The organism is Burkholderia thailandensis E264 (assembly GCF_000012365.1).
Taxonomy (GTDB): Bacteria; Pseudomonadota; Gammaproteobacteria; order Burkholderiales; family Burkholderiaceae; genus Burkholderia; species Burkholderia thailandensis.
On the sequence record NC_007650.1, the window covers coordinates 530015 to 542780 of the forward strand.

Sequence of the window (12766 nt, forward strand, 5' to 3'; positions counted from 1 at the left end):
AACGTTGACGGAAGTCAACTTTTCGTACGCAGAACGCCGGATCATGCACTCATGTTCTCGGCACCCCGAACGGTTCGTTGCAACGGTGACGGAGTCCGGCGCGCGAAGCGGTTTTCCGAAGCGCGGGAAAGCACGGGAGCGCCGAAACGCCGAAACGACATCGACTTGAATCAGGAGGTTGGTATGTATCAGAAGATCATGGTGGCGCTCGACGGCAGCGACATCTCGAAGCGCGGCCTCGCCGAGGCGATCAAGATCGCGAAGGCGACGGGCGGGCGCGTCCATGCGGTGTACGTCGTCGACAAGTCGGTGGTGTTCAGCTACGCGGGCCATTTCGATCCGAACGCGCTGCTCGAAGGCTTCCGCGACGACGGCCGCAAGGCGCTCGCCGAAGCGGAGCAGGCGCTGAGCGCCGCGCAGGTGCCGGGAGACGCGGAGCTGTTCGAGACGGCCGGCATCGGCGAGGAAGTCGCGCAGGCGCTCGAGCGTTGCGCGAAGAGCAACGGCGCCGATCTCGTCGTGCTCGGCACGCACGGGCGCCGCGGCGTGCGGCGCGTCGTGCTCGGCAGCGTCGCCGAGCGATTCCTGCGGGCGTCGCATTGCCCGGTGCTGCTCGTGCGCGGCGAGGAAGCCGAGCATCAAGTGCAGGTGTGAGCGCCGCGCGCCCCGAATACAAGGAGAACGACATGATGCATCGTGACCGCAAGGCAATCGCCTCGACCGTCGCTGTGTTCGCCTCGCAAGTCGGCCTGATCGCCGCGGTGCGCGGGCTGCTCGTCGCCGACGGCTCGGCGCCGTATTTCGTGCTGTTCGCGATCGCGGCGGGCGTGCTCGGTTTCGTCGACCTGTATTACCGGCCGATCTTCGCGCCCGCGTTCGCGCGGCAGCGCGTCGCATTCGCCGATCGCCGCCGGGGGGGCGTGCGCGACGCATCGTGAACGGAATCCTGAGGCTTGCGTTCAAGCTTCTCGTCAACGACAGCGCGAAGTTCTCCGCGCTGATCGTCGGAATCACGTTCGCCGTGTTCCTGATGGTCGAGATGACTTCGCTGTTCGCCGGGATTCTCAACAAATCGTCGTCGACCGTCATCAACGTCGGCGCGAGGATGTGGGTGATGGACCCCGGCGTGAAGACGATCGCGAGCAGCATCGGGATGCCGGCCTACGTGCTCGACGCGGTGCGCAGCGTCGACGGCGTCAAGTACGCGGTGCCGATCTATTCCGGCGGCGCGCTCGTGAAGCTCGCCGACGGCACCTATCAGGCCGTCACGGTGATCGGCCTCGACGACGCGAGCCTGCTCGGCAGGCCGACGATGACGGCGGGCCGCATCGAGGACATCTATGCGGAAAACGGCTTCATCGCGATCGACGACGCCGAATTTCCGAAGCTGAAGAACCCGACGCTCGGCACGACATTCGAGCTGAACGACAACCGCGGCGTGATCGTCGGCATCGCGAAGGTCGCGAGCAGCGGCCTGTTCGGCACGCCGACGCTCTACACGACCTACGCGCGCGCGACGCGCTACATCCCTTCGACGCGCTACACGACGTCGTACATTCTCGTCGAGCCGAAGTCGGCGCGCGACATCGCGCGCATCAAGCAGGCAGTCGCGGCGCTCGGCTATCGCGCATACACGAAAGAAGAATTCATGAAGCGCATCTCGGATTTCTACAAGTACGAGACAGGCGTGGGCACGAACATTCTGCTGATGACCGTGATCAGCTTCATCGTCGGGCTGTCGATCTCGGGCCAGACGTTCTATACGTTCATCATCGAGAACCTCGAGAAGTTCGGCGCGCTGAAGGCGATAGGCGCGAAGAACCGCGAGCTCGTCGCGATGATCCTGTTCCAGGCGACGTTCACCGCGCTCACCGGCTACGGCCTGGGCGTCGGCCTCTGCACCGCGCTCATCAGCTTCGCGCGGCTGCGCCTGCCAAGCTATGCGGCGCTCATCACGTACGGCAATCTCGCGCTCGCGTTCGGCATGGTCGTCGTGATCGCGGGGCTGTCGAGCTATCTCGGCGTGCGCCGGGTGCTGCGCATCGAGCCGTTCGACATTTTCAGGGGATGACGATGGCGGGGCTGGCGATCGACGCGCGCGGGCTCAACAAGTGGTTCGGTGAGGGCGAGGCCCGCACGCGCGCGCTCGCCGACGTGTCGGTGCAGGCGCGTTTCGGCGAGATGCTGCTGATCGTCGGGCCGTCGGGCAGCGGCAAGACGACGCTGCTCAGCGTGATGTCCGGCATCCTGCGGCCGGACGAGGGCAGCGTGATCGTCGACGGCGTCGATCTGTGGGCGCAGGACAACGATGCGATCGCCGAGTTCCGCCTGAACCGGATCGGCTTCGTGTTTCAGGACTACCATCTTTTTCCTCGCCTGACGACCGCCGAGAACGTCGCGATTCCGCTGATCCTCAAGCGCCTCGACTGGGATCGCGCGCTCGACGCGGCGCACGAATATCTCGACGTCGTCGGCCTGAGGAACCGCGCGTCGCTGCCGCCCGTGAAGCTCTCGGGCGGCGAGCAGCAGCGCGTCGCGATCGCGCGCGCGATCGTGAGCCAGCCGGACATCCTGATTCTCGACGAGCCGACCGCGTCGCTCGACGGCGACACCGGCCGCACGATCATCGATTTCGTCAAGCACAAGGTGCTGAGCGACAAGCGCTGCATCGTGATCGTCACGCACGACAGCCGCATCTTCGACTATGCGGACCGCATCCTGCGCATGGAGGACGGCAAGCTCATGGCGATCGAGAACGGGGGCGGTCTGTGAAGCAGCGCATCGTCTTCGTCGTCGCGATCGTCGGGTTTCTCGCGAGCATCGCCGCCGCGTGGGTCTACAGCATCCAGGAGCCGCCGCAGCCGCCCGTGTTCAAGCCCGCGTCGAATCCGTATCCGCGCGGCGTGTATGCGACGGGCATCGTCGAGAGCGATCAGACCTCCGGCGCGAACGTGAACCTGTATCCGGACGTCACGGGCGCGGTCACGCGGATCTTCGTGCGCGAGGGCGATGCGGTGAAGGCGGGCGACGCGCTTCTTGCGCTCGACGATTCCGTGCAGAAGGCGAGCGCCGAGCAACTCGCCGCGCAGGCGGACGCCGCGCAGGCGATGCTCGACGAGCTGAAGGCGCAGCCGCGCCGCGAGACGCTCGCCGTTTCGGCGGCGCAGGTCGACGCGGCCGCGGCGGGCCTGAAGACCGCGCAGGACCAGTACGACAAGCAGCGCCGCGCGTTCGAGATCGACCCCAGGGCGGTGAGCCGCGATGTGCTCGACAACGCGCGGAACGCCGAGACGGCCGCGCGCGCGAACCTCGACGTCGCCACGCGGCAATACCGCCTGACGCGCGCGGGCGCGTGGGTCTACGACATTCGCAACCAGGAGAAGCAGGTCGTCGCGCTGCGCAAGGCGGCGGAAGCGTCGGCCGCGCTGCTCGCGCACTACACGCTGCGTGCGCCCGCCGACGGCGTCGTGCTCGCGATGAACGCGGCCGTGGGCTCGTATCTGTCGCCGCAGGGGATGTACGACACGTACACGCAGGGGAACACGCCGGCGATCGTGCTCGGTTCGTCCGCGAACCGGCTGCAAGTGCGGTGTTATGTCGATGAGATCCTGATCAGCCGCTTGCCGGCCGGCAAGGCGCCGAAAGCGCACATGTCGGTGCGCGGCACGCCGACCGAGGCCGACCTGGAATTTGTGCGCGTGCAGCCGTATGTGACGCCGAAAATTCAGTTGTCCGATCAGCGGACCGAGCGCGTCGACGTGCGCGTGCTGCCCGTGATCTTCCGCGTCGTGCCGCACAAGGCTCTGCGGCTGTTTCCGGGGCAGATCGTCGATGTATACATCGCGTCCGATTAGCCGCGCACCCTGGGGCCGGCGGCGTTTCGCCGCGATCGCGCTCGGCTGCGCGGCGCTCGTCACAGGGTGCGCGGTCGGCCCCGACTTCGTTCGTCCCGAGCCGCCGCGCGTCGACGCCTACGTGCCCGGCGGCGCCGTTCGCGCGAGCTTCGCCGCGAGCGGCGCGACGCAGACGCTCGCGCCCGATGCGCCGTTTCCCGATGCGTGGTGGCGCCTGTTCGGCTCGCACGACATCGACGCGGCCGTCGACGACGCGTTCGCCGGCAGTCCGACGCTCGCCGGCGCGCAGGCGACGCTCAGACGCAGCGAGCACGAGCTGATGGCGGGCGCGGGCGTGTTCTATCCGCAGGCCGACGCGCAGGCGGGCGCGTCGCGGCAGCGCTACGTGCCGCTGCGCACGGGCGCGAATCTGCCCGCGTCGATCTTCAATCTGTTCACGTTGTCGACGACGATCAGCTATGCGATCGACATCTGGGGCGGCGAGCGGCGCAACGTCGAGGGGCTCGCCGCGCAGGCCGACGCGCAGCATCATGCGCTCGCGGCCGCGCGGCTCACGCTCGCGGCGAACGTCGTCAACACGATGATCGCGCGCGCCGCGTATGCGGACGAGATCGCGGTCACGCGCGAGCTGATCGCGCTGACGGACGAGCAGGTCCGCTTGACGCGCGCGCAGGTGAGCGCCGGCACGAGCGCGTACACGGCCGTGCTCGCGCTCGACGCGGCGCGCGCGGCGCTCGATGCGTCGCTGCCCGCGCTCGAGCAGAAGATCGGCCAGGCCGACGACCTGCTCGCAACGCTCGCGGGCCGCTATCCGGCCGAGCGCGTGCCGCCCGGGATGTCGCTTGCGGACATCGCGTTGCCCGCGCGGCTGCCGCAGACGGTGCCGTCCGAGCTCGTGCGCCGCCGGCCCGACATCCTGCAGGCCGAGGCGGCGCTGCACGCGGCGAGCGCGAACATCGGCGTCGCCACGGCGGCGCTGTTCCCAAGCATCACGCTGACGGCGTCGGGCAGCTTCAACACCGTGCAGCTGCCGTCGTTGTTCGCGGCGGGAGGCAAGGCGTGGAGCGTCGGTGCGGGAATCACCGCGCCGCTCTTTCGCGGCGGCGCGCTGTGGTATCAACGCAAGGCCGCGATCGACGCGTTCGACGAATCGAGCGCCGCCTATCGGCAAGTGGTGCTGAGCGCGTTCGCGCAGGTTGCCGATACGTTGCGCGCGCTCGACCACGACGCGGCGGCGCTCGAGGCGCAGTCGCGCGCGATGGCCGCGGCGCGCGACGCGCTGCGGCTCGTGACGATCGAATACGAGACGGGCGCGGCCGGCTACCTGCAGGTGCTGGCCGCCGATCAGCAATACCGGCAGGCGCGGCTTGCGTGGGTGCAGGCGAGCGCGCAGCGGCTGCAGGACACGGTCGCGCTGTATGCGGCGCTCGGCGGCGGGTGGGACGAGGCGCGCAAACGGTGATGCTTCCGCACGTTGCGTGCCGCGGCGCATCAGCGCCGCGCCGCTTCCTCGCGCGCCGCGCCGGTCTTCGCGAGCAGCCGCCGCAGCACGGCTGGCGTGCATTCCTCGACCATCAGGAAGCGCGGCAGCGTGAGCATCGGCGCGTCGGACCGGATCTTGCTCGGCTCGAGCGTAAAGCCCGCGACGTAGCCCGCCTCGCGCGCGGCCGCGCCGAGTTCGCCGTCGAAAGCGCCGAATGGCCAGGCGAGCAGATCGACCGTGTTGCCGATCTCGCGCTCGATGCGCGCGCGTGCCTGCTCGAACTGCGTGCGCGTCGCATCGAGGAGCGCGCCGGATGACCGGTGCGCGGCGTTCAGATCGGGATGCCACCACGCGTGCGACTGCACGTCGAACCAGCCGGTCTTGTGCAGCACGCGCAACTGGTGCCACGTGAGCGAGTCGGGCGCCTCGCCGATCGCCGACGGGTAGACGAACAGCGTGATCGGCGCCCGCTCGCGCAGCGCGATCGTGCGTGCCCAATCGAAGATCGACGCGTGTCCTTCGTCGATCGTCAGCGCGATCGCCTTCGGCGGCAGCACGACTGGTTCGCCGCGCAGCCAGCCGACGATGTCGCGCAACGGGACGATCCGGTAGCCGAGCCGGCGCACGTACGCGAGCTGCGCCTCGAACGTCGCGATGCCGACCGTCATCGGATCGGTGCCGCAGGCGTTCGAGAAACGGTGAAAGACGAGCACGGCGACATCGGTCGGCGGCATGTCGACGGCGGCTGCGCCGCTCGACGCATCGGTAGCGACGATCCGCGAGACGGGCTGCAAGCCGGGCCCGAAAACGGCCGTGCGCCAAGTGAACCGGGAACGAAGTGACATGATGATGTTCGTCGCTGGGTTGTCGGGGCCGGCATCGCGCCGGCTGCATGCCGTGCGCATGCAGGCTGCGATCGGAGGCGGGACGCGAGCATTCGGCGCGGCGCGCGAAATGCGCTGCCGGCGCATCGGGCGCCTGCCGGGCGGCGCTGGACGAACGGACGTGCGAGCCTCGTGAGCAGCATGCGAAGCATGCATGTCATACAGCATGCGCCGCGCATGCTCGCGCGCGTTGAGCCAGGTCAACGCAGTCGCACCCATGCAGGGCGCCACTATAGGCGGATGCCGCCGGCGTGGCGCACGGCCGCACGCACGATGCTTGATGTAAATCAAGTTTGCGCGTGTTTGCATGTTGCATGTGGGCGATGCGGCTTGCCGGAGCGGCGATGCGCCGTTCGCGCGAGCACGCTTGGTTCGATTCGCGCGCGAGCGGCGAATGCGTCGAGCGGCCGGATGGAGGGAGGCCGCTGATTCGTCGATAGCGTCATTGCCGCCCGCGTCGAACGTGTGTCGCCTGCCGATTTTTGTTTGATGCATGCGACGCGAAACGGACCGGCGAAATCGAAATGGAATCCTGATCGATTTCCGTCGTTCGATGGGTGCGGTGAATTCCGAATAAATAAAAAAAGAGGCGATGAGTCGGCATGCGGCATCGTGAGAATCGGCGCGTGCTGTTTAACGAAACCGGATTCGCGTACGGCGCTTTGCCGAAGCGCGCCACATCGGCCGCCGCTTCTTTATCGGATTCTCAGTCTGCGGGATCGATTCCGCGATATGTCCTGACGACCCTCTTTAAAAAAGTTCGTTTGCCGCTAAACGTTTGCGCGGCGGCTGCCGCTATCCAGGAACGGCATGACGGCTCGTCGTTCAGGGCTGCAGACAAAAACCGCCGACGCGTTCCGGGGTTCGACGAGCGATCGGTTATACGGGTCAGGAGAGATGATGGGATTCGCACACATGAAGATCGCCAACCGCCTCGGGATCGGCTTTGCGTTGGTCGCTTGTCTGCTTGCGGTGATGATCGCGTTCGCACTGGACAGAATGGCGAAGTTCGAAGGATGGATGGTCGAGATCACCGAGGTGAACAGCGTCGAGGCGAAGCTCGCCGCGAAGCTCGAGCTGAGCATTACCGAGCGCGCGCTTGCGTTGCGCAATCTGATCCTGCTCGATCAGCAGGACGAGATGCAGATCGAGTTGAATCGCATCGATGCGCAAACGAAGCTCTACAAGGAATCGCGAGACCGGCTCGCGACGATGTTCGCGACGCTCGACGGCACGCACGAGGAGCGCACGCTGCTCGACCAGATCGGTCTGCAGGGCGATGCCGCCGACGGCTTCATCGCGCGGGCGAGGGCGATGATTCTCGCGGGGCAGAAGGACGATGCGTACAAGCTGCTGCGCTTCGAGTTCCGTCCGGTGCAGGCGAGATGGTGGGCGCTCACGCGCGAGCTGAAGGCGCTCGAGGAAAAGCAGAACGAAGAGGCGACCGCGCACGCGAAGCAAGCCTATGAGCGCAGCCGTACGTGGATGTTCGCGCTCGGCGCGCTCGCGCTCCTGTCGAGCGTCGTATCCGCGTGGCTCATCACGCGGGGCATCGTGCGGCAACTGGGCGGCGAGCCGTGCGACGCCGCGCACGCGGCGAACATGATCGCCGCGGGCGATCTGAGCGTCGCGATCGACGTGCGCTATGGCGACGACACGAGCCTCATGCGCTCGATGAAATCGATGCGTGACAGTCTCGCTCAGATCGTGAGCCAGGTGCACGTGAGTGCCGATACGATCGCGACCGCGTCCGAGCAGATCGCGACCGGCAATCTCGATCTGTCGGCGCGCACCGAGCAGCAGGCGGCGTCGCTCGAGGAAACCGCGGCGTCGATGGAGCAGTTGACCGCAACCGTCCAGCAGAACACCGACAACTCGCGCCAGGCGGATACGCTGGCGGCGTCCGCGTCGCGGGTCGCGGAGAAGGGCGGCGCGGCGGTGACGCAGGTTGTCGATGCGATGGGCTCGATTCATGCGACAGCGCAGAAGATCGTCGAGATCATTGGCGTGATCGACGGCATCGCGTTTCAGACCAACATCCTCGCGCTGAATGCGGCCGTCGAGGCGGCCCGCGCGGGCGAGCAGGGCCGCGGCTTCGCGGTGGTCGCATCCGAGGTGCGCAGCCTGGCGCAGCGTTCGGCGACGGCCGCACGCGAAATCAAGGAACTGATCGGAGGCTCTGTCGTGCAGGTCGAAGCGGGCGACCGTCTCGCGAAGGAGGCGGGGGCGACGATGCACGAAGTCGTCGAAAGCATCCGGCGCGTGACGCTCATCATGGCCGAGATCACGCGCGCAAGCGAGCAGCAGACGGGCGGCATCGTCGAGATCGACCGCGCGATCACGCAAATGGATCAGGTCACGCAGCAGAACGCGTCGCTCGTCGAGGAAGCGGCGGCGGCGGCCGAATCGATGCGAGAGCAGTCCGCCGCGCTCGTGCGCGCGGTTCGCGTGTTCAAGCTGGACGCGTACCCGGCCGCGGCGTCGGGCCATGCCGCATCGGCCGCGCGGCACGCGCGCGCGGTGGGCTTCGACGCCTCGGCGGGCGCGGCCGCGCAGGCCGCGCCCAGGCTCGCTCGCGCCGTTTCCTGAGCGCATTCCGAGGTTCGCCGCGCAATCGTTTGGCGATCGTTTGCCATCCGTTTGCCGCGGCGGTGCTCTTCGGCCACCTCGGCCGATTATCGAAAGGAATCCAGATCATGTCAGCTTCATCGCCTCCGCGCGTGCGCTTGGGCGCGCATTCGTGCGACGCCGCGCCCGCGCGCGACGCGCGTTCGGCGCCGCGCCGCGCCGGGCCCGCGCCGGAGAACCTTTTCTGGCACGCCGGCCGTGTCGCCGCCGATGCGCGCGCGACCCAGTTCGGCCGCCGGCCGCTCACGCTGTGGCTCACCGGCCTGAGCGGCGCGGGCAAGTCGACGCTCGCGGGCGAGCTGGAGCGGCTGCTGCTGCGCGATCGATGGCCGTGCGCAGTGCTCGACGGCGACAACCTGCGCCACCGGCTGAACCGCGATCTCGGCTTCGGCGAGCAGGACCGTCAGGAGAACGTCCGGCGCGTCGCCGAAGTCGCGCGGCTGATGAACGGCGTCGGACTTGTTGTCATCGCGTCGCTGATCTCGCCGTTTCGCGACGATCGCGCGATGGCGCGCGAGATCGTCGGGCGCGAGCGGTTCAGCGAGGTTTACGTGAGCACGCCGCTCGACGAATGCGAGCGGCGTGATCCGAAGGGGCTGTATCGCAAGGCGCGCGGCGGCCTGCTGCCGAATTTCACCGGCGTGTGCGCGCCGTACGAGCCGCCCGTCGAAGCCGATCTCGTGCTCGACACCGCGCGGTTGTCGCTCGACGACGCGGCGGCGATGCTGCGCGCGCATCTGATCGCGCGCTGCGCAGGCAGCGATGTCGATTGAACGCCCGATCGATTGGTTCAAACGGATGCGGTGTTTCGTGTGCGACCGGCACTTCAATCAACGATGCGACCGGCATCTGCTCGCCGTGCTCGCGCGATTCGCCGGCGCACACGAGCGATGCGCGTGCGGCACGCAGGCTCGCGACGGCACCTGCGAGACGAACGGCGACGGCGGCGAGCCGCGCGGCGGCGACGTTCCGCGCGCGTGCGCGGACGCCCACCCGATTCGCTTCGACGAGCGGCCCGCCGCGCGCGCTTCGTCGCCCGACACACGGCAGGATTTCTGAAGGAGTGCATCGCATGACGCATGCAGCAACCAGCGGCGCGACCGCCGCCGCCCGTCCCCGTCCCGTGCTGATGATTCCGCTGAGGCGCTGCGGCAGTCACGCGCTGCGGCTGCGGCTGAATCTCAATTCGCAGTTCTATTCGCCGTATCCGCTGCATGTCGTCGACTTCATGCCGCTGTTGCCGCTGTACGGCGATCTCGCCGACGACCGCGCGTACTTCCGGCTCGTCGCCGACGTCGTCGGCCTGCAGGCGGCGAGCATGGTCAAGTGGCCCGGCGTAGCGTTCGATCCGGTCGAGATTTTCGACGCGGTCCGGCACGCGCCGCGCAGCGTTCACCGCATCGTCTGGGAGCTGCTGTTGCGCGCGGGCGAGCACGAGGGCGCGCGCGTCGTGATGGACAAGTCGCTCGACAGCGTGCACTACGCCGACGAACTGATGGCATTGTTTCCGGACATGCTGTTTCTGAACGTCGTGCGCGATCCGCGCGCGCAGGTTGCGTCGATGAACCGCGCGATCATTCATGATTTCGACACGCTGCTCAACGCGCGCACGTGGGTCGCCGCGCATCGCGCGGCCGACGCCGTGATCGCGCGCCATCCGCAGCGCGTGCTGACGATCCGCTATGAAGACTTCCTGTCGGATCAGGCGGGCACGCTGCAGCGCATATGCGCATTCTTCGGCATCGATTTCCTGCCGAGGATGCTCGACGTCGCGAATTCGCACGAGGCGCTGCGCATCTCGCGCATGTCCGCGTTGTGGGCGTCGAACTGTTTCGCGCCGATCGCGGCGAACGCGGACAAGTTCAAGCAGCAACTGTCGATCGCCGAAATCGCGACGATCGAAACGCTCACGCATGAATACATGCAACGCTACGGCTATCAGCGGATGACCGACGCGAGCGCGCCGCCCGATGCATTCGCGGCCGCCGCCGCGCGCCGCCGCTCCGATGCGCGGCGGCGGCACGCGTGGCGCGAGCTCGAGCAATCGAATTTTCGCGATTTCGTGCTGCGCCGGCATCGCGCCGATTATCTGGAGGCGGTGCGCGCCCGATTGCAGCGGCACGCGGGCACGCACCTGGATTCGGACGGCAATTCGCACGCCGGCGCACCCGGGCGGCTCGATACGCTGACCGCGGCATTCGACGTAACCGACTGACGAATGCCGCCGCGGCCGGCCGCGCCACGCACGGCGGTTCGCCGCGCGGGCGCAGACGCCGACGCGGATGCGGAATGCGGCCCGGTGCGATCGCGCGCCGTTTCGCCGGCGCGGCGCCCCGCGCACCGGCGATCGACCGCCGATCCTCCGCACATTCGGCCCGCGAAGCGCCGGTCCGCACTTGACGTGCATCAGGAAATCCGCGGCTCGCGTATGCAAAGCTGTTCTGAAGCGGCGAATGCGCGCCGTGTTTTCAGGTGGAGCGAGCGATGAAAACGGACAGGCAAATCAAGCAGGAAGTCGTGGATGAGCTGACGGGCGATCCGATGATCGACGTCGCGCATTTCGACGTCGACGTCGCCGGGCACATCGTCACGCTGACGGGCCATCCGTCGAGCTATGCGGAAAAGCTCGCGGCCGAGAAGGCGGCGAACCGGGTCGCGGGCGTGCGGGCGGTGGTCGTCGACGTGCAGGTGCGGTTGCCGAGCGACGACGTGCGCACCGACGAGACGATCGCCGACGCCGTGCGGTCGATCCTGCACTGGACCGTCGGGTTGCACGACGCGGCCGTGCACGTCCAGGTCGAATCGGGCTGGGTGACGTTGTCGGGCAAGGTCGACTGGTCGTACCAGAGCCATGTCGCGGTGCGCGCGATTTCACAGATGCGCGGCGTGACGGGCGTGACGAACCAGATCGAGGTGCTCGGCGACGTGAGCGCCGACGAGATCGCGGGCGGCATCCGGCGCGCGATGCAACGCCACGCGGAGCGCGAGGCGAATCATATCGAGGTGACGGTCAAGGACGGCACCGTCACGCTGTCGGGCAAGGTCGGCTCGTACGCGGAACGCGCGGTCGCGCGCGGCGCGGCGTGGTCGGCGCGCGGCGTGCGGGCGGTGGTCGACGATCTGGTCGTCGAGTGACGGCTGGCGGATATCGGCGGCGCGCCGAGCGCGACCGTCGAGCGCGATGCGTGCGCGGCGTCCGAGGCGGCGCGCGACGCCGCGCATCGACACGAATGTGACGAGCGAGGGCCGAATCCGCGGCCGCCGCATGATGCGCGACGCGCGGTTTCGAGGCGATCGTGCGGGAAGAAAAGCTCGCGAGCCGTCGAGAGGAGAAGGTGTTGCGTGGCTCGCGAGGCGAAAACGGGGATGAAAACGAGCGCGCGGGCGGTGGCGCGAAGCGTGGGCGCGGCCGATCCGGCTAACGGCAGCCGGACGCGTAACGGCGCGACGTGGAATTGGTGCGGCGGCTGCGCGCGCGGGCGGCGACGGCGCGCGGCACGCGCGTGCCGTGGCTCCGCGAGCAGCGGGCCGAGGTTTCGCAGGCGAGCATGTCAGTGGTCTCCGTCAAGCAGCGATTGTTCGAGCGCGGTCACGAAGCGCATCAGCGACGCGACGGAACCGGCGACGCTCTGGTAGCGTTCGCGGCCGATCTGGCCGTCCAGCGTGACGAGCATGCCGGCTTCGCGCGCGAGCTCGAGGAGCGCATCGGTCCGATCGGCGCGCACCGCCGGCCGCGTCCGCGCGGGGCGATCCGCTTCGGCGGCGGGTGCCGTTTCGGCGCGGCCATAAGCGAGGCAGCCCGATTCGGTATAGACGTCTTGGTATGACATGGCGGCCTCCTGATTCCCTTGGCGCGAGCCTCGTTGCGTTCGTCGCGAAATGCGTGTCTGCAATGACAGTATCGGGCGGCGCGAGAT

The 12766-nt window shown here is 68.1% G+C and carries 14 protein-coding genes; 12 read left to right on the plus strand and 2 right to left on the minus strand.

The window, feature by feature from the left end; genetic code table 11:
• Positions 1 to 183: 183 nt before the first annotated feature.
• The 6 genes from BTH_RS02295 to BTH_RS02320 are packed head-to-tail and all read left to right on the plus strand — an operon-like array spanning position 184 to position 5316.
• The gene (locus BTH_RS02295) at positions 184 to 654 is read left to right on the plus strand and encodes a universal stress protein (RefSeq protein WP_009895395.1); all 471 of its coding nucleotides are present in this window, start codon (positions 184 to 186) and stop codon (positions 652 to 654) included.
• Positions 651 to 938, plus strand: coding sequence for a DUF2964 family protein (locus BTH_RS02300; RefSeq protein ID WP_009895396.1), 288 nt, complete (start codon positions 651 to 653; stop codon positions 936 to 938). The genes BTH_RS02295 and BTH_RS02300 overlap by 4 nt, the downstream gene beginning before the upstream one ends.
• On the plus strand, positions 935 to 2071 hold the full coding sequence (locus BTH_RS02305) for an ABC transporter permease (protein WP_009895398.1): 1137 nt from the start codon (positions 935 to 937) through the stop codon (positions 2069 to 2071). The genes BTH_RS02300 and BTH_RS02305 overlap by 4 nt, the downstream gene beginning before the upstream one ends.
• Positions 2068 to 2772, plus strand: coding sequence for an ABC transporter ATP-binding protein (locus tag BTH_RS02310; RefSeq protein ID WP_009895400.1), 705 nt, complete (start codon positions 2068 to 2070; stop codon positions 2770 to 2772). The genes BTH_RS02305 and BTH_RS02310 overlap by 4 nt, the downstream gene beginning before the upstream one ends.
• A complete protein-coding gene (locus BTH_RS02315) occupies positions 2769 to 3854 on the plus strand; it encodes an HlyD family secretion protein (RefSeq protein WP_011400910.1) in 1086 nt (361 codons plus the stop codon). The genes BTH_RS02310 and BTH_RS02315 overlap by 4 nt, the downstream gene beginning before the upstream one ends.
• Positions 3832 to 5316 (plus strand): efflux transporter outer membrane subunit, encoded by a 1485-nt coding sequence (locus BTH_RS02320; protein ID WP_009895401.1) that lies wholly within the window; start codon positions 3832 to 3834, stop codon positions 5314 to 5316. Before BTH_RS02315 ends, BTH_RS02320 begins: the two co-directional genes overlap by 23 nt.
• Positions 5317 to 5345: 29 nt before the next feature.
• Here the strand turns inward: BTH_RS02320 and BTH_RS02325 are convergent, their stop codons facing one another.
• Entirely contained in the window at positions 5346 to 6182 is an 837-nt protein-coding gene (locus BTH_RS02325; RefSeq protein ID WP_025370108.1) for a polysaccharide deacetylase family protein, read from the minus strand.
• Between BTH_RS02325 and BTH_RS34910 the strand changes: the two genes are divergently transcribed.
• From BTH_RS34910 to BTH_RS02355, 6 genes are all read left to right on the plus strand, one after another.
• Positions 6181 to 6357: a hypothetical protein gene (locus BTH_RS34910; protein WP_226791080.1), complete on the plus strand. Its 177-nt coding sequence runs from the start codon at positions 6181 to 6183 to the stop codon at positions 6355 to 6357. The two genes, BTH_RS02325 and BTH_RS34910, sit on opposite strands and share 2 nt — an antisense overlap.
• Before the next feature lie 764 nt (positions 6358 to 7121).
• Complete coding sequence (locus BTH_RS02335; RefSeq protein WP_011400912.1) at positions 7122 to 8810, plus strand: methyl-accepting chemotaxis protein; 1689 nt, start codon at positions 7122 to 7124, stop codon at positions 8808 to 8810.
• Positions 8811 to 8917: 107 nt separating this feature from the next.
• Positions 8918 to 9622, plus strand: a complete 705-nt coding sequence (gene cysC, locus BTH_RS02340) for an adenylyl-sulfate kinase (RefSeq protein WP_025404160.1) — start codon at positions 8918 to 8920, stop codon at positions 9620 to 9622.
• Positions 9612 to 9908 carry a hypothetical protein gene (locus BTH_RS02345; RefSeq protein ID WP_009895409.1) on the plus strand — a complete coding sequence of 99 codons (297 nt, stop codon included), beginning with the start codon at positions 9612 to 9614 and terminating at the stop codon, positions 9906 to 9908. Before cysC ends, BTH_RS02345 begins: the two co-directional genes overlap by 11 nt.
• Before the next feature lie 13 nt (positions 9909 to 9921).
• On the plus strand, positions 9922 to 11064 hold the full coding sequence (locus BTH_RS02350) for a sulfotransferase family protein (protein WP_011400913.1): 1143 nt from the start codon (positions 9922 to 9924) through the stop codon (positions 11062 to 11064).
• Positions 11065 to 11333: 269 nt separating this feature from the next.
• A complete protein-coding gene (locus BTH_RS02355; RefSeq protein ID WP_009895412.1) occupies positions 11334 to 11984 on the plus strand; it encodes a BON domain-containing protein in 651 nt (216 codons plus the stop codon).
• Positions 11985 to 12400: 416 nt separating this feature from the next.
• On the opposite strand, the gene BTH_RS02360 is transcribed toward BTH_RS02355, so the two are convergent.
• Positions 12401 to 12679, minus strand: a complete 279-nt coding sequence (locus BTH_RS02360; RefSeq protein WP_009895414.1) for a hypothetical protein — start codon at positions 12677 to 12679, stop codon at positions 12401 to 12403.
• Positions 12680 to 12766: the final 87 nt, after the last annotated feature.